This is a genomic window from Enterobacter quasihormaechei, from assembly GCF_004331385.1.
In the GTDB taxonomy this organism is placed as follows: Bacteria; Pseudomonadota; Gammaproteobacteria; order Enterobacterales; family Enterobacteriaceae; genus Enterobacter; species Enterobacter quasihormaechei.
Window position 1 is genome coordinate 32,133 of the sequence record NZ_SJON01000020.1, and the last position, 17,378, is coordinate 49,510.

Here is a 17,378-nt window from a genome sequence, read left to right on the forward strand (position 1 = left end):
CCTACGGTTCAAATGTAGGCCCGGTAAGCGCAGCGCCACCGGGCAACAACGCGCTACTGATTCTCTATCAACAGCGCTTCCAGCAGATCCAGATCGTGCAGCAGCTTTTGCAGCGTCTCGTTGCTGATCTGACGCGTCGCGCGCAGGTGATACAGCTCGGCACGCTCGGAGCGCAGCGCCGCCAGGCGGAAACGGCGCTCGAGGTTCTCTTCCTGCAATGAACTTTCCACGTCGTTACGACCGTCAGCACGACGGCGCAAATTACCAATCACGCGTGAACTGACTTCCTTCAGCAGCTGGTTATCAATGTTCTCTTCGGCATCGGCTGCCAGACGCTCCTCCATCTTCTCAATGGCGACAATCGCGACTTCCGCCGTCGCCGCGCGGGCAATCCGCTCTTCTTTATGCTGCTGCGAAGAGTCACCCGCATCAATGTGTTGCAGCAGAATCGGCAGCATAATCACGCCGACAAACAGCGAGAAGAGGATCACGCCCGCCGCCAGGAACACCAGCTCGTAGCGCGCCGGGAAGACGTCGCCCGTCGGCAGGAGCAGCGGAATGGAGAGCACACCGGCAAGAGTGATCGCCCCGCGCACGCCGGCGAAAGAGGCAATCAGCAGCTCGCGCGTGGTCCAGGAGCCGAACTCCATCGGCTTCTTCGTCAGGAAGCGGACGCTGAACTTTTTCATCGTCCACAGCCAGCCGAAACGCACCAGCATCAGCGCAAGGTAGATGAGCACGATATCGGTAAACAGCATCCAGACTTCAACGTTCGGATCGGCTTCTGCCGCGATCAGCGAAGATTCCATAATGCCCGGCAACTGTAGACCCAACAGCAGGAAGACCATGCCGTTGAACACGAATTCCAGCATCGCCCAGGTACTGTTTGCACGCAGGCGCATCGCCAGCGGCGCGCGGCGCATCACGCCAGAGCGGGTGATGGTCATCCCCGCGGCTACCGCTGCCAGAATGCCCGACACGCCGATATGTTCGGCAATCAGATAAGAGGCAAACGGCAGCAGGAACAGCAGAACGATTTGCGTCGCCGGTTCATCGCCGCCCCAGCGGCTGAGGAAGCGCAGCGAACGACCGTACAGCCAGCTCACCACAAAGCCTGCGAGGATCCCGCCAATCGCCACCTTGAAGAATTCCAGGGTCGCGCCACCAATGGTAAAGACCATGGTGCCCATGGCTACCGCCACGGCAAACTTCAGGGCCACCAGGCCGGAAGCGTCGTTCATCAACGCTTCACCCTGCAAAATGCCCATGATTTTCTTTGGAATGCGCCCTTCGCCTACGATGCCAGACAGCGCCACGGCGTCGGTCGGCGACAGCACGGCGGCCAGCGCAAAGGCGGGAATTAACGGGATACCCGGTACGGCCCAGTAGATCAGGAAACCTATCCCGACCACGGTAACGACCACCAGCGCCAGCGCCAGACCGAAGATCTCTCGCCCGTGCTCAAGAAATTCGCGCGTCGGCGTTTTCCACCCATCGGCAAACAGCAGCGGCGGGATAAACAGCACGAGGAACAGTTCCGGATCGAACTCCACGTGCAGGCCGAACGTCGGCCACGCCAGCAGCGCGCCGATGGCTATTTGCATTAAAGGCAGGGGGACCTGGAAGGGCAGTACGCGTGTAACCACCCCGGATAATGAGACCACAAGGGTCATGATGAGTATTGTGAAGAAAATTTCCATGCGTTCCCTGTTTGCTGTGTTTCTTTTTAAGCCAAACCTGAGGCGTCGTGCCTCTTATTCTATCCTCTCCAGAGTAACGCAAAAGGCAACGGGATGAGTCCTGAAAATAAAAACGGGCGGCCTGAGCCACCCGTTTTCGCATCAATGGATAATTTAGATTGCCCAGCCGCCCGCGTAGAACGCGACCAGCGCAACGGCGATCACCACGGTGCCGATGTTCAGCTTGCGCCACTCACCGGAGACCAGGCGGCCAATTACCAGCGAGGCGAAGCCGATCATGATGCCGGTCACGATGTTACAGGTCAGCACGATGAATACTGCGGTGATCAGGCCGGACATGGCGTCGACAAAATCCGCGAAGTCGATTTTCGCCACGTTGCTCAGCATCAGCAGGCCGACGTACATCAGCGCTGGCGCGGTCGCATACGCAGGCACCAGGTAGGAGAGCGGAGAGAGGAACAGGATCAGCAGGAACAGCACGCCAACGGTGATGGCCGTCAGGCCGGTTTTGCCGCCTGCTGCCGTACCCGCTGCGGATTCGATGTACACCGCCGCAGGCGCCGCGCCCACCAGACCAGAGAAGACGCTGCTCAGGGAGTCGGTGGTCAGCGCTTTGCCACCGTCAATAATCTGGCCGTCTTTATCCAGCAGGTTAGCCTGCCCCGCCACCGCGCGGATGGTCCCGGTGGCGTCAAACACCGCCGTCATCACCAGCGCCAGCACGCTTGGCAGAATCACCGGGTTCAGCGCGCCCACGATATCCAGGCTGCCGATCAGGGAGTTGCCGTTGCCGTCGCTCAGCGACGGCATGGCGAAAATACCGGAGAAGTGAACGGTCGGGTCGAAGATCAGCCCGACGATGGACACGCAGATAATGGTCAGCAGAATGCCGCCCGGCACCTTCAGTTTTTCCAGGCCGATAATCACCGCCAGCCCCACCAGCGACATGATCACCGGGAAGCTCGCAAAGTTACCCAGCGCAACCGGCAGACCGTCCAGCGGATTCTTGATGACCAGACCCACGCCGTTGGCGGCAATCAGCAGCAGGAACAGGCCAATACCGATACCGGTGCCATGCGCCACGCCCTGCGGCAGGTTGCGCAAAATCCAGCTGCGGATGCCGGTGGCAGAAATCACGGTGAACAGCACGCCCATCAGGAACACCGCGCCGAGCGCTACGGGGACGCTGATCTGCTGGCCCAGCACCAGGCTGAAAGCGGTAAACGCGGTCAGGGAGATGGCGCAGCCGATCGCCAGTGGCAGGTTCGCCCACAGCCCCATCACGATGGAGCCAACGCCCGCGACCAGACAGGTGGCAACGAAGACCGCCGCGGGCGGGAAGCCGGCTTTACCGAGCATGCCCGGCACCACAATGACGGAGTACACCATCGCCAGAAACGTGGTCAGACCGGCAACAACTTCCTGGCGCACGGTGCTGCCGCGAGCAGAAATTTTAAACATGGCGTCAAGTGAACCGCCGGTACGCGCAGATGGCGTAGACATAGAAAACATCCCCTGAAAATTTTATAGAAAGTCCGTAAGCGTGGTGGAGACTCCACTGCCAGCGAAACATCAAATCCTTGTGCTGCGTTTGCGACGAAAGGGGCGCCACAAAAAAAGCAAACGTTTAGCTCCGCGCTTACAAAACGGGTGGTCAAATGTAGGCAAACGATTATCTAGCCTAATACCCGCCCTTTTCAACTGAACTTTCTCGTTTTTCGCTAAAATGACCTCATGGCGATGAAGAATTAAGCAGAGGATGCGCAAACGTTATCGTCCATGCGCAATTTCGTTACATTTCACGCCTCGCCGGGAATGGTCAGCGGGCCGCCTTTCTCCAGCGTGGTCTGCCAGCCCGGACGCGCCTCCACGTTCTGTTTCCATGCCGCTATGTGGCTGAGATTGTCGATGCCGCCCCGCGCCAGCAGGGCGAAGATCGGAAAACTCATCTGGATATCCGCCATGGACAGCGCGTCGCCGGCAAACCAAGGGTTTTCGGCAAGATGCGCGTCAATAAAGCGCGCGTGCGTTTCCAGCTGGCGGTTGAGATATGCTTTCTGCACTCCCTGCCCCAGCGCTTTGCCCAGCGTGCGCAGGCCAAACGGTACCGGAGGCTTGCCGAGGCTGTTAAACACCAGCTTCATTAACAGCAGCGGCATCAGTGATCCTTCGGCGTAATGCAGCCAGAAACGGTACTGCACCTTGCTGGCGGGATCTAACGGTTTGAATCGTGATTCCGGATCGTACGTTTCCTGAAGATATTCCAGAATCGCCCCTGATTCGGCCAGAACCAGTCCGTTATCTTCGAGTACCGGGGATTTTCCCAGCGGATGCACTTTTTTGAGCGAGTCTGGCGCGAGCATGGTTTTTTCGCGCTGGTAGCGCACGATGTCGTACGTCAGACCCAGCTCCTCCAGCGCCCAGAGGACGCGATGGGAACGAGACTGGTTAAGGTGGTGGACCGTTAGCATGATGTTCTCCGGTGATTGCTACTTTTTAACTATAGAAAACTGAACAACTTCACGAAAAAAATTCGGCTAAAATCCGATCGTCTGCGGTGGCAAAAACGGCGGCCAGACATAAAATTAAAGTGTCAGTACAAACCGGAACCTCCTCCACAAGCTCGACACGAGGGGTACTGATGTCGGGGGAAACCCTCCCGTGAACCAGCGGGATAGAGAGAAAGACAAAGACCGGAAAAAACTAAAGCGCCCTTAGTGGCGCTTTAGTTCTTTATGCTTGTTGCCGGGTGGCGCTGCGCTTACCCGGCCTACATTCCCGGACTTGTAGGCCGGGTAAGCAAAGCGCCACCCCGCGAAGGGGCCGCAGAATCTCAATCCTCCTCCAACAGACGCGCCCCCGTTCCCTGCTCGCCCAGCCTGTCGCCCGGGTTACGCAGCGGACAGTCGCTACGTGATAAACACCCACAGCCAATGCAGCCGTCCAGTTCATCGCGCAGGGCCACCAGCGTGTGAATACGACGATCAAGCTCTTCACGCCACTGGGACGATAGCTGCTTCCACTCTTTCGCGCTCAGCGAGTGCCCTTCCGGCAATACGCCGAACGCGTCGCCGATGGTGGCCAGGGGGATACCGATACGTTGCGCAATTTTGATAATCGCCACGTAGCGGAGCACGTCGCGGGTGTAGCGCCGCTGGTTTCCGGCGTTACGGATACTTTTTATTAACCCTTTGCTTTCATAGAAGTGGAGCGCCGACACCGCCACGCCGCTTCGCTTCGCTACTTCACCGGGGGTTAACAGCGCTTTGATGCGCGGTAATCTCTTTTCCATAAAACCTCTTTACCTCAAGTTAACTTGAGGAATTATACTCCCCCGCAGAGAAAACGACGAATCAACCGAGAAAGTTGTATCTACAGAGGGGCAACCTTATGTCGCATCAGCAAATTATTCAGACGCTTATTGAATGGATTGATGAACATATCGACCAGCCGTTGAACATTGATGTGGTCGCGAAGAAGTCGGGCTATTCGAAATGGTATTTACAGAGAATGTTCCGCACCGTGATGCATCAAACGCTGGGTGACTACATTCGCCAGCGCAGGCTACTGCTGGCGGCGCAGGCGTTACGCTCAACGCAGCGGCCCATTTTTGATATCGCAATGGATCTGGGCTATGTGTCGCAGCAGACCTTTTCCCGCGTCTTCCGCCGCGAGTTTGACCGGACGCCGAGCGACTACCGCCACCAGCTTAATTAATGCGCGTTAACGCGAGGATTGCTGCTGCCAGGCCATAAATGCCTGGGGCGGCATCGCTTTCGCGAAGTGCCATCCCTGACAATACTGCACGCCTCGCTTCAACAGCCAGCTGACCTGCTCGGCGGTCTCCACCCCTTCCGCAATGGTTTTCAACCGCAGGCTTTGCGCCATCTCAATGATGTGCTCAGCAATAAGGTGACTGGTGCTGTTAGTGGCTAAGGTATCGATAAAAGATTTATCGATTTTCAGAATATCGACGTTCAGGGAATAGAGATTATGCAGGTTTGAGTAGCCGGTTCCGAAGTCATCGATTGCCACCTCATAGCCCGCCTGGCGAAACGCCTGGATAACCGGCGTGGTTTTTGGCACGTCGATAAACCCCCGCTCCGTCACCTCTATTTTGATCTGCTGCGCGCGAACCGAGTAAAAGCGGGCTTTATCTGAGATCAGGGCGATAAGACGCGAAGAGTGGAAATCCGAAGCCGACAGGTTAATCGAGACATACAGCTCGGGATGAGCGGCAAGAAAATACCCAAGATCGCTGAACACCTCCTCCACGACGTAATCGGTGATGCGCGCGATCATGCCCTCTTTTTCTGCCAGCGGAATAAATTCGGCCGGGCTCATGACCTGCCCGTTAAATCCAGGCCAGCGCAATAGCGCCTCCGCCCCCACGCACTGATTATTTTTAATATCAATAATGGGCTGATAATGTACGCACAGCTGGCGATTATTCAGCGCCCGGCGCAGAAGACGGCCAGGCGAATTGAATTCGCGGTGTGTACGCGACCACACCAGCAGAATAATTATGCTGCAAATCATCCCCAACGGTAGCGTCAGGGTAGCCTGGTGATAAAACGTTTCATAAAAACGGGCACTGGACGTTGAAACGATGGCCGCAATGGGCCGCTGCCCGGATTTCACGATCGTATAAAAACGGTCATCCTGCTGAAAAGTCGTTTCCTCATGCCGAATCATCGAATGCAATAAAGGGATATTGGCTTTCTGGCTAACGGAAAAGAATGCATTGCTGACGGTGTCATATACTCCCCACGACAGGGAACGATCGTCTGACATCACCTCACTGTACGATAGCGGGTTAACCACGACGACATAATTTCCGCGCTGCACATATATCATTTTATAGCCATTAAAAAATGGCGTATCGCGAAAATAATAGATGGAAACGTCAGGTTTCCGTGTGTAATTGGCCGCGGGGATGGTGTAAGGATGGTCCGGTGTATAAATGGTTGAACAGAGAAAATTCTGACCTTCAGCATATATTAAATCAGCAACAAAAAGACGACCGCGGGAAACGTTCAACATATATTGACGATGCGCTGGCGTACAAACTTTGCCCTGATATTTTTCCGCGTCTTCCCGGGCCAGATCAACCTGTTGAATAACCCGTTCAGTTTTGTTTAAAGCCAGTTCAGCGAACGTGCGCAGCTGGGAGCTGATTTCCGACTCGGCTCTTAGCTGGGCAAACCATAGCGCAAGCATCACCGGCAGCATAACTACCATGATAATCCCTGCCACTTTGAGCATCTTGCGCTGCGCGCTACGATTCATTTCCCGCTCTGTATCCCTGCATGATGTACGCCTGTAGCAATGAAGGCCGGCTGCTTTGATAAACAGGCGATTACGTTGCATGAATCACAGGAAGTTAGCAACTGACTTTTGCTATTAAAAATCCTAAAATTCGTGATGCCGATAATATTCTCCCGTAAGCCAAACTAAAAGTATTGGTTTCGTTTTCGATAAGAAGAATAATTCTTCGCGATGGGCGTTAAAGTTCCCTAACTGAAATAGCCTGCTATTTTTTCTTCTGCTGATTTATAAATAATCAGATGCCAGAATCGATTTTCCTCTTCCCGTACGTCTGGCGTCATATAATGGTTTATCGGCACGCATCAGTATGGCTGAAGTATCCCGTTGCCCCTGACACACTTCAGCCATGCGCGGCTCGTCAGCGGACTCAACGCTGACTCAGGAGGGGCTTGCCCCAGGGCACGTTGCGTTGCGACGTCAGCTTCACCACGGCCAGCATGCTGTCGTTAGTCATCTCGCGCCTTTATCTTTCACAGGTCATTAATCGACAGACTGACTGCTGTAAACGCTAAACTGCCGATCGCGTTTTGCAGAGGTTTTGCTATCTGAATGAATTAAATATAAAAATTCACCGCAGACGCTGACGTGAGCATCGACGATATATTTTCCTGAGTTATAAAACCACTTTTACTCCATGCAGACACTGGCGAATAAAACAGCAAATGTGATATAGTTCACATATCTTATGTAACGAGAAACATTGTTTCATTTCAGTTCGTCTGTTTTGTCGAGGATGGGTTATATGGCAACCATTACCACCAGCATGGTGCTCCTGCGCTGGCCGTTGTTGAGCGCGGTTTTGATGTTCCTGGCCAGCACGTTAAACATTCAGTTCCGAAAGTCCGACTATGCAGGTCTTGCTGTAATTAGCACCCTGTTGGGATTGGGCGCCGCATGCTGGTTCGCGACAGGTCTGCTCGGCATTACGCTGGTGGATATGGCCGCCGTCTGGGAAAACATCAAAGTAGTGATGGTTGAAGCCATGAGCCATACCCCACCAGACTGGCCGATGGTGATTACCTGATAGCCTGTTAATAAAAAACCCAGACTGGTGTCTGGGTTTTTTTTGTGCTTTACGCGTCTGGATATCAGAACGGGATGTCGTCGTCGAAATCCATTGGCGGTTCGTTAGACGGTGCCGGAGCAGACTGCTGCTGCGGACGAGACTGCGCGCCGCCGCTGAACTGGTTGCCGCCCTGAGGCTGCTGAGGCTGGCCCCAACCGCCCTGCTGCTGGTTCTGACCGCCACCTGCCGGTGCGCCACCGCCCTGACGGCCACCCAGCATCTGCATGGTGCCGCCCACGTTCACCACCACTTCTGTGGTGTATTTTTCCTGACCGGATTGGTCAGTCCATTTGCGGGTACGCAGCTGGCCTTCAATGTAAACCTGAGAGCCTTTACGCAGATACTCACCGGCCACTTCGGCCAGTTTGCCAAACAGCACAACGCGGTGCCATTCGGTCTGCTCTTTCATTTCACCGGTCGCTTTATCACGCCAGGATTCGGAAGTAGCCAGCGTAATGTTGGCAACTGCGCCACCACTCGGCATGTAGCGTACTTCCGGGTCCTGGCCCAGATTACCGACGAGAATCACCTTGTTTACGCCTCTGCTGGCCATGTTCGTGTCTCCTGATTACGTTTCTTAATAGTGTAAACGCGCGAGTGTACCATTTCCATGCGACACTTTGATAGTTGCGTAGCATGTTCCAGAGTTCTCTCGCGGACTCGACATTGTTACACAGTGAATCAGAAAATGCATTCCAATACTGTATATTCAAACAGGTCATTTTGTGTCATAATTAGCCGTTTCTGACAGCCGTTTGTCCTTCAAACAAATCAGGCAATCCGTGTTCCAACCGGGAAAGGTGAATGGATAAGATCGAAGTTCGGGGCGCCCGCACCCACAATCTCAAGAATATCAACCTCATAATCCCTCGCGACAAACTTATCGTCGTGACCGGGCTTTCGGGGTCTGGCAAATCCTCACTGGCTTTCGACACCTTGTATGCCGAAGGACAGCGTCGTTACGTTGAATCGCTCTCGGCGTACGCGCGTCAGTTCCTGTCGCTGATGGAAAAACCGGATGTCGACCACATTGAAGGGTTATCCCCTGCTATCTCCATTGAGCAGAAATCCACGTCGCATAACCCGCGCTCCACGGTCGGTACCATTACCGAAATCCACGACTACCTGCGCCTGCTGTATGCGCGCGTAGGCGAGCCGCGCTGCCCGGACCACGACGTCCCGCTGGCGGCCCAGACCGTCAGCCAGATGGTGGATAACGTGCTGTCGCAGCCGGAAGGCAAACGCCTGATGCTGCTGGCGCCAATCATTAAAGAGCGTAAGGGTGAGCACACCAAAACGCTGGAAAACCTGGCAAGCCAGGGCTATATCCGCGCCCGTATCGACGGTGAAGTGTGTGACCTGTCGGATCCACCAAAGCTGGAGCTGCAAAAGAAGCACACCATTGAAGTGGTGATTGACCGCTTTAAGGTGCGTGAAGATCTGGCGACGCGTCTGGCGGAATCCTTTGAAACGGCGCTGGAGCTCTCCGGCGGCACGGCGGTGGTCTCCGATATGGACGACGCCAAAGCGGAAGAGCTGCTCTTCTCCGCCAACTTTGCCTGCCCGATTTGCGGCTACAGCATGCGCGAGCTGGAACCGCGCCTGTTCTCATTCAACAACCCGGCAGGCGCGTGTCCGACCTGTGACGGCCTGGGCGTTCAGCAGTATTTCGATCCGGACCGCGTGATCCAGAATCCGGAGCTGTCGCTGGCGGGCGGCGCCATTCGCGGCTGGGATAAGCGTAATTTTTACTACTTCCAGATGCTGAAATCGCTGGCAGAGCACTATAAGTTCGACGTTGAAGCCCCGTGGGCCAGCCTGAGCGCGAACGTGCACAAAGTGATCCTGTTCGGTTCCGGTAAAGAGAACATTGAGTTCAAATACATGAACGATCGCGGCGATACCTCCGTGCGTCGCCACCCGTTCGAAGGGGTGCTGCACAATATGGAGCGCCGCTACAAAGAGACCGAATCCAGCGCGGTGCGCGAGGAGCTGGCGAAGTTCATCAGCAACCGCTCCTGCGCCACCTGCGAGGGCACGCGTCTGCGTCGCGAAGCGCGCCACGTGTTTGTTGAAAATACGGCGCTGCCGACCATCTCAGACATGAGCATCGGCCACGCGATGGACTTCTTCAACAACCTGAAGCTTTCCGGCCAGCGCGCGAAAATTGCCGAAAAAGTGCTGAAAGAGATCGGCGACCGCCTCAAGTTCCTCGTGAACGTCGGCCTGAACTACCTGACGCTTTCCCGCTCGGCGGAAACGCTCTCCGGCGGTGAAGCCCAGCGTATCCGTCTGGCGAGCCAGATTGGCGCGGGCTTAGTCGGCGTGATGTACGTGCTCGATGAGCCCTCCATCGGCCTGCACCAGCGCGACAACGAGCGTCTGCTCGGCACGCTGGTTCACCTGCGCAACCTCGGCAACACGGTGATCGTGGTGGAGCACGACGAAGACGCCATTCGCGCCGCAGATCACGTGATCGACATCGGCCCGGGCGCGGGCGTGCACGGCGGTCAGGTGGTCGCGGAAGGGACGCTGAAGGACATTATGGCGGTGCCCGAGTCGCTGACCGGCCAGTACATGAGCGGCAAGCGCAAGATTGAAGTGCCAAAACAGCGCGTCGCGGCGAACCCGGAAAAAGTGCTGAAGCTGACCGGGGCGCGCGGCAACAACCTGAAGGACGTCACCCTGACGCTGCCTGTCGGGCTGTTTACCTGCATTACCGGCGTGTCCGGTTCCGGTAAATCGACGCTGATTAACGACACGCTGTTCCCGATTGCGCAGACGGCGCTGAACGGCGCGACGCTGGCCGAGCCTGCACCGTACCGCGACATTCAGGGGCTCGAGCATTTCGACAAGGTTATCGACATTGACCAGAGCCCGATTGGCCGTACGCCGCGTTCCAACCCGGCGACCTATACCGGCGTCTTCACGCCCGTACGTGAACTCTTCGCCGGCGTACCGGAAGCGCGTTCGCGCGGGTATACCCCAGGACGCTTCAGCTTTAACGTGCGCGGCGGCCGCTGTGAAGCGTGCCAGGGCGACGGCGTGATCAAGGTTGAGATGCACTTCCTGCCGGATATCTACGTGCCGTGCGACCAGTGCAAAGGCAAGCGCTATAACCGCGAAACGCTGGAAATTAAGTACAAAGGCAAGACCATCCACGAAGTGCTGGATATGACCATCGAAGAGGCGCGCGAGTTCTTTGACGCCGTCCCTGCGCTGGCGCGTAAGCTGCAAACCCTGATGGACGTGGGCCTGACCTACATTCGCCTGGGGCAGTCAGCAACAACCCTGTCCGGCGGTGAGGCGCAACGCGTGAAGCTGGCGCGTGAGCTGTCCAAACGCGGCACCGGCCAGACGCTGTACATTCTGGATGAACCGACCACCGGCCTGCACTTTGCGGATATCCAGCAGCTGCTGGACGTGCTGCACCAGCTGCGGGATCAGGGCAACACCATCGTGGTGATTGAGCACAATCTGGACGTGATTAAAACCGCGGACTGGATTGTCGATCTCGGCCCGGAAGGCGGCAGCGGCGGCGGTGAAATTCTCGTCTCCGGTACGCCAGAGACCGTTGCAGAGTGCGAAGCCTCGCACACCGCGCGCTTCCTTAAACCGTTGCTGTAATCGTCACACGGAGAGCTGCTGTCGGATCGTTTCCGGCAGCAGTTCCACCGCCTGTTGATACGACGCATCCACCAGGTAGTAAATTTGCGAATCTGGCAGCGAGCCGTCGAGAAACACCGTACTCCAGTGCGCTTTGTTAAGATGCTTACTTGGCCTGACATCATCGTGCTGCTGGCGCAGTAAATCGGCCAGTTCCGGACTGGTTTTCAGTGATGCCGCAGGCCGCTCCTCTACCTCTTTCACCATTGCAAACAGAACATCACCCACTTTGATCTGCGTGGCTTTCCAGTCGCTGTGAACGCTTTGTTCCGCGCCCGGCTTGCTCATGCAGTACTGAAGTATCTCCGAAATTGTCATCTTTATTCCCCTTGTAGCGTTGCGATAATTTTACGCGAACCACCGTGAATGCGATGTTCTCCCAGCCAGATCCCTTGCCACGTGCCCAGCAGTAACCGTCCGTTGTGAACCGGCAGCGTCAGCGAGACGCCCAGCAAAGAGGATTTGATATGCGAAGGCATATCATCTGCGCCTTCGTAATCATGTTCATACGGGGCGTTATCCGGGACGGCTTTTAGAAAATGCCGCTCCATGTCAGACCGGACGGTGGGATCGCAATTTTCATTGAGCGTGAGAGAAGCAGACGTGTGCTGGAGCAGCAAATGCAGCAAACCCGTTTTGACGCGCGACAGGCCGCGGATTTGCCCAATGACTTCGTCCGTCACCAGGTGAAAACCGCGTGATTTTGCGCTTAAGGTCAGGGTCTGTTGATACCACATGTGCTGCTCCATTATGAAAGGTGAATCTTTCTAAGTGTGCAGCAAGAAAGCGAAAGGTAAAACCCGCGCGGCGAGATTTGCTTAAAAAAGCACCCATCCCGCCGTTAACGCATCAGTATTCGGAGTTAACGATCACCTCTTCACCAAATTTTCCGGCCATCGGCAGCGGTCGGTAGGTGGAATTCGAGGCGCGTAACACCCTGATGCCTCTGGCCCCCACGTCGTGCGCCGCCGTGATGTCATTATCGGAATCCCCGTAGAACACTTTGATGTTTTTCTTTTCCAGCCACTGGGTTTTGGTGTTTTGCCCTTCACGATCGCCGGCAAAAATGACCGGGTTCATGCTGGAGGCCGGGATCAGGAAATCATCCTGGAGCGTTTTCGAGACGGTTTCCGTTTTGGTCTGGCTACGTCCGGTCACGAAGTAAATGCTGTCGCCGCGCTTAACGTGCATGGCGATCAGCGCGCGGGCAACTTCTTTCGGGATACTGAACTCATCCCAGCCGTTGTTCATCTTTTCCCAGAATTCCGGTTTTATCAGATAGGCTTCGCTGTCCGGTGAGTAGGTTTTTTTGCCGCGCCAGAAACCGGGGCTGGAGAAGAGCACGGTATCGTCAATGTCGAAGCCCACGGCCATGGGCGGGCGGCCCGTCAGGCTGTTTTCGATTTGTGCCACGGAAACCCAGTGAATGGGCGCCTGTTCGGCAAGAATGGCGGCGGTGGTTCCGGTGTAAAGCGGCGTCGGGGCAGAAGCCCGCGCAACAACGGTACTATTAAGCGAGAACAATAAGCAGGCGGCGCTGAGCGCCAGTGTGATCTTGCGCATATTTTCCCCTGAATATTCAGTTTGTTATCGTTTTATTTTGAGCGGATGGTCAAAAAACTATCCGACCATAACCCCAGCGGGAGGGGAAGGAAAGGAGTTTTTAGTTATGAAGCTGAATAAAAAGAAGACGATCACAAAGCGTGGACGGGACATGACTGGCACCGGCGCGAACAAAAAAGCCGGGTGGCGGCTGCGCCTTACCCGGCCTACATATGCATGCAAGTAAGTGAATACTTACATTACGGATGCAAAGGCCTGCGCCACGCGCTGGACGTTGCCAGCATTTAGCCCCGCCACGCACATACGTCCGCTGGCGATCAGGTAGACGCCGAACTCGTCACGCAGGCGATCGACCTGTGCAGCGCTCAGTCCGGTGTAGCTAAACATCCCGCGCTGCTTAAGTAGATAGTCGAAGTTCTGCCCCGGCACCGCCTCTTTCAGCACGTTAACCAGCTCCTGACGCATCGACAGAATGCGCTTGCGCATCGCTTCCACTTCCGCAAGCCAGGTGGCTTTCAGCTGTTCGTCGCCCAGAACGGTCGCCACCACCTGCGCACCAAAGTTCGGCGGGCTGGAGTAGATGCGGCGGACCGTCGCTTTCAGCTGGCCGAGTACGCGCCCTGCGGCTTCGGCGGTTTCACACACTACGGAAAGACCGCCGACGCGCTCGCCGTAAAGGGAGAAGATTTTTGAGAAAGAGTTGCTGACCAGCGCCGGCAGACCCGCGCTGGCAATCGCGCGAATGGCGTAGGCGTCTTCCTCCATACCCGCGCCAAAGCCCTGATAGGCGATGTCGAGGAACGGGATCAGGTCACGCGACTTCAGTACCTCAATTACGGCATCCCACTGTGGATTGGTGAGATCGGCTCCGGTCGGGTTATGGCAGCACGGGTGCAGCAGCACGATGCTGCGCGCCGGCAGGGTGTTCAGTTTTTCCAGCAGCGCGTCAACGCGCACGCCGTTAGTCTCGCTGTCAAACCACGGATAGGTCGCAACCTTAAAGCCCGCGCCTTCAAAGATGGCCACGTGGTTTTCCCACGTCGGGTCGCTGACCCACACGCCTGAATCCGGGAAATACTTTTTCAGGAAATCTGCGCCTACCTTCAGCGCACCCGAGCCACCCAGCGTCTGGATAGTCGCCACGCGCTTTTGCGCGAGCACCGCGTGGTCCGCACCGAACAGCAGCGGCGCAATGGTATTACGGTAGGTATTTAACCCTTCCATCGGCAGATAAAGCGAAGCCCCGTGCGGGGTTGCGTTAAGACGCGCTTCGGCTTCGGCAACGGCTTTCAGTTGAGGAATGATGCCGTCCTCGTTGTAATAAAGACCAATGCTGAGGTTCACTTTATCGCTGCGAGGATCTTCTTTGAAACGCTCCATCAAGGAGAGAATAGGGTCGCCGGCGTAGGCGTCTACTTTCTGAAACACGCGATGTTCTCCGGATTATTATGAGGCAGGGTTTTCAACAATAAACCGGAAGCAGGAGAAGATCGAGAGGATGTTAACAGAAGCGGGATGCATCGCATCCCGTTAAAGCTTAATCGATGTATTTCATCGCCACCCGCGACGTCAGACGCGTAATAAGTTCGTAAGCACTCACTTTTGTAATCTCAGCAATGCGCTCGACGGGCAGCCCTTCACCCCACATCACCGCATCGTCGCCCGCTTTATCCTGCGCATCGGGTCCCAGATCGACACAAATCATGTCCATCGCCACGCGACCGACAATCTTCACTTCGCGGCCATTAACCAGCACCGGTGTGCCCGTTGGTGCGGCGCGGGGATAGCCGTCGCCGTAGCCCATCGCCACCACGCCAAGACGCGTGTCGCGCTCGCTGGTCCAGGTGCCGCCGTAACCTACCGGCTCGCCTGCTTTGTGCTCACGCACGGCAATCAGCTTTGAAACCAGCGACATCACCGGCTTAAAGCCGAGGTCCGGTCCCCAGGGTTTGTTCTCAAGCGGGGAAACGCCATACAGGATAATGCCCGGACGCGCCCAGTCGAAGTGGGACTGCGGCCACAGCAGAATGCCGCCGGACGCGGCAATGGAGCGCATTCCCGGCTTGCCTTCGCAGAAGGTGTTGAAGATATCGAGCTGCTGTTCGGTTGCCCCGCACTCGGGCTCGTCAGCACGGGCAAAATGGCTGACGATGTTCACCGGCTGGCGCACATTTTTGCACTGGCACAAACGCTGATAAAACGCCTCGGCGTTTTCCGGGCGCACGCCCAGACGGTGCATGCCCGTATCGAGCTTCATCCAGACGGTGACCGGCTCGCTCAGTTCAGTCGTTTCCAGCGCGGCCAGCTGTTCTTCGTTATGGACCGCCGTGTGCAGCTGCTGGTCTGCAAGGGTCGGCAGATCCGAGGCTTCAAAAAAGCCTTCAAGAAGCAGAATCGGTTGCGTAATGCCGCCTTCGCGCAGGCGAAGGGCTTCTTCGAGACGGGCGACACCAAAGGCGTCGGCATCGGGGAGCGTTCGCGCGGTCTCAAGAAGACCGTGTCCGTAAGCGTTCGCTTTCACGACTGCAACGAGCTTGCTGGCGGGCGCCAGTTCTCGCAGACGTTGCAGGTTGTGTCGCAGAGCGCGGCGGTTAATCACAACAGTTGCCGCTTGCATTTGAATTCCTTAGAAATTACTCATCATCATATTGAGGACCGGCATAGTTGTCGAAACGCGACCACTGGCCGTTAAAGGTGAGACGCACCGTACCGATGGGGCCGTTACGTTGCTTACCAATAATAATTTCGGCGATCCCTTTCAGGTCGCTGTTCTCGTGATAGACCTCATCACGGTAGATGAACATGATTAAGTCAGCATCCTGCTCAATGGAGCCGGATTCACGCAGGTCGGAGTTGACCGGGCGTTTGTCTGCACGCTGTTCCAGGGAGCGGTTAAGCTGCGACAGCGCCACCACCGGAACGTGCAGCTCTTTAGCTAACGCCTTGAGCGAGCGGGAAATCTCGGCGATCTCCAGCGTACGGTTGTCGGAGAGCGACGGGACGCGCATCAGCTGAAGGTAGTCGATCATGATAAGGCCGATGCCGCCGTGTTCACGGGCGATGCGGCGCGCGCGGGAGCGCACTTCCGTCGGCGTCAGGCCGGAGGAGTCATCGATGTAGATGTTCCGTTTTTCCAGCAAAATGCCCATGGTGCCGGAGATACGCGCCCAGTCCTCGTCGTCCAGCTGGCCGGTACGGATGCGGGTCTGATCCACGCGCGACAGGGATGCCAGAGAACGCATCATAATCTGTTCTGAGGGCATCTCAAGACTAAAGATAAGCACCGGCTTATCCTGCAACATCGCCGCGTTTTCGACGAGGTTCATCGCAAATGTCGTTTTACCCATCGACGGACGCGCCGCGACGATAATCAAATCCGATGGCTGAAGACCCGCCGTTTTTTTGTTGAGATCGTCATAGCCGGTGTTCACCCCCGTCACGCCATCGTGCGGCTGCTGGAAAAGCTGCTCTATACGCGCAACGGTGGCGTCGAGCACGTCGGCGATATTTTTCGGGCCTTCGTCTTTGTTGGCTCGGCTTTCGGCGATTTTAAAGACGCGGGATTCCGCCAGGTCGAGCAGGTCTTCGCTGGTGCGGCCCTGCGGGTCGAAACCGGCCTCGGCGATCTCGTTCGCCACCGAAATCATCTCGCGGACAACGGCGCGTTCGCGGACGATGTCAGCATAAGCGCTAATGTTCGCGGCGCTTGGCGTGTTTTTTGACAGTTCTGCCAGATAGGCAAATCCGCCGACGCTGTCCAACTGCCCCAGGCGCTCCAGCGATTCTGCGAGCGTAATCAGGTCAATCGGGCTGCCCGACTCCTGCAAACGCGCCATTTCCGTGAAGATATGACGGTGCGGACGGGTATAGAAATCTTCTGCAACGACGCGCTCGGCAACATCGTCCCAGCGTTCGTTATCCAGCATTAAACCGCCCAACACCGACTGTTCCGCTTCAATCGAGTGCGGCGGGACTTTTAACCCGGCGACCTGATAATCACGTTCACGGGGTTCAGTCTGTTTGTTGAAGGGTTTGTTTCCTGCCATAGTGAATGG

The 17,378-nt window shown here is 56.3% G+C and carries 15 protein-coding genes; 3 read left to right on the plus strand and 12 right to left on the minus strand.

Annotated features, from left to right (window positions below; translation table 11 throughout):
• Positions 1-53: 53 nt before the first annotated feature.
• The 4 genes from E0L16_RS19495 to soxR all read right to left on the minus strand — a co-directional run bounded on the left by E0L16_RS19495 (position 54) and on the right by soxR (position 4,992).
• Complete coding sequence (locus tag E0L16_RS19495) at positions 54-1,700, minus strand: Na+/H+ antiporter (protein WP_063449847.1); 1,647 nt, start codon at positions 1,698-1,700, stop codon at positions 54-56.
• A gap of 153 nt (positions 1,701-1,853) precedes the next feature.
• Entirely contained in the window at positions 1,854-3,203 is a 1,350-nt protein-coding gene (gene ghxP, locus E0L16_RS19500) for a guanine/hypoxanthine transporter GhxP (protein ID WP_131637933.1), read from the minus strand.
• A gap of 296 nt (positions 3,204-3,499) precedes the next feature.
• Positions 3,500-4,171: a glutathione S-transferase family protein gene (locus tag E0L16_RS19505; protein WP_063449849.1), complete on the minus strand. Its 672-nt coding sequence runs from the start codon at positions 4,169-4,171 to the stop codon at positions 3,500-3,502.
• A gap of 362 nt (positions 4,172-4,533) precedes the next feature.
• Positions 4,534-4,992, minus strand: coding sequence for a redox-sensitive transcriptional activator SoxR (soxR, locus tag E0L16_RS19510; RefSeq protein WP_003860275.1), 459 nt, complete (start codon positions 4,990-4,992; stop codon positions 4,534-4,536).
• A gap of 98 nt (positions 4,993-5,090) precedes the next feature.
• Here soxR and soxS point away from each other — a divergent pair, with 98 nt between their 5' ends.
• Positions 5,091-5,417 (plus strand): superoxide response transcriptional regulator SoxS, encoded by a 327-nt coding sequence (gene soxS / locus E0L16_RS19515; protein ID WP_003860277.1) that lies wholly within the window; start codon positions 5,091-5,093, stop codon positions 5,415-5,417.
• A 6-nt stretch (positions 5,418-5,423) separates the two neighbouring features.
• Here soxS and E0L16_RS19520 read toward each other — a convergent pair whose 3' ends face one another.
• Entirely contained in the window at positions 5,424-6,989 is a 1,566-nt protein-coding gene (locus E0L16_RS19520; RefSeq protein ID WP_131637935.1) for an EAL domain-containing protein, read from the minus strand.
• Between the two features lie 781 nt (positions 6,990-7,770).
• On the opposite strand from E0L16_RS19520, the gene E0L16_RS19525 reads away from it, so the two are divergent.
• Positions 7,771-8,052: a YjcB family protein gene (locus E0L16_RS19525; RefSeq protein WP_022646751.1), complete on the plus strand. Its 282-nt coding sequence runs from the start codon at positions 7,771-7,773 to the stop codon at positions 8,050-8,052.
• Positions 8,053-8,116: 64 nt separating this feature from the next.
• Here E0L16_RS19525 and ssb1 read toward each other — a convergent pair whose 3' ends face one another.
• Positions 8,117-8,647 carry a single-stranded DNA-binding protein SSB1 gene (gene ssb1, locus E0L16_RS19530; RefSeq protein WP_006810470.1) on the minus strand — a complete coding sequence of 177 codons (531 nt, stop codon included), beginning with the start codon at positions 8,645-8,647 and terminating at the stop codon, positions 8,117-8,119.
• Between the two features lie 251 nt (positions 8,648-8,898).
• Here ssb1 and uvrA point away from each other — a divergent pair, with 251 nt between their 5' ends.
• Complete coding sequence (uvrA, locus tag E0L16_RS19540; protein WP_003860287.1) at positions 8,899-11,721, plus strand: excinuclease ABC subunit UvrA; 2,823 nt, start codon at positions 8,899-8,901, stop codon at positions 11,719-11,721.
• Positions 11,722-11,724: 3 nt separating this feature from the next.
• Here the strand turns inward: uvrA and E0L16_RS19545 are convergent, their stop codons facing one another.
• From E0L16_RS19545 to dnaB, 6 genes are all read right to left on the minus strand, one after another.
• A complete protein-coding gene (locus E0L16_RS19545; RefSeq protein WP_131637937.1) occupies positions 11,725-12,078 on the minus strand; it encodes an MmcQ/YjbR family DNA-binding protein in 354 nt (117 codons plus the stop codon).
• Between the two features lie 2 nt (positions 12,079-12,080).
• Positions 12,081-12,497, minus strand: a complete 417-nt coding sequence (locus tag E0L16_RS19550) for a secondary thiamine-phosphate synthase enzyme YjbQ (RefSeq protein WP_131637939.1) — start codon at positions 12,495-12,497, stop codon at positions 12,081-12,083.
• Between the two features lie 112 nt (positions 12,498-12,609).
• Positions 12,610-13,323: an acid phosphatase AphA gene (gene aphA / locus E0L16_RS19555; protein ID WP_131637941.1), complete on the minus strand. Its 714-nt coding sequence runs from the start codon at positions 13,321-13,323 to the stop codon at positions 12,610-12,612.
• Positions 13,324-13,557: 234 nt separating this feature from the next.
• Positions 13,558-14,751 (minus strand): aromatic amino acid transaminase, encoded by a 1,194-nt coding sequence (gene tyrB / locus E0L16_RS19560; RefSeq protein WP_131637944.1) that lies wholly within the window; start codon positions 14,749-14,751, stop codon positions 13,558-13,560.
• Positions 14,752-14,860: 109 nt separating this feature from the next.
• On the minus strand, positions 14,861-15,940 hold the full coding sequence (gene alr / locus E0L16_RS19565) for an alanine racemase (RefSeq protein ID WP_131637946.1): 1,080 nt from the start codon (positions 15,938-15,940) through the stop codon (positions 14,861-14,863).
• 16 nt (positions 15,941-15,956) lie between these two features.
• Complete coding sequence (dnaB, locus tag E0L16_RS19570; RefSeq protein ID WP_003860298.1) at positions 15,957-17,369, minus strand: replicative DNA helicase; 1,413 nt, start codon at positions 17,367-17,369, stop codon at positions 15,957-15,959.
• Positions 17,370-17,378 lie beyond the last annotated feature (9 nt).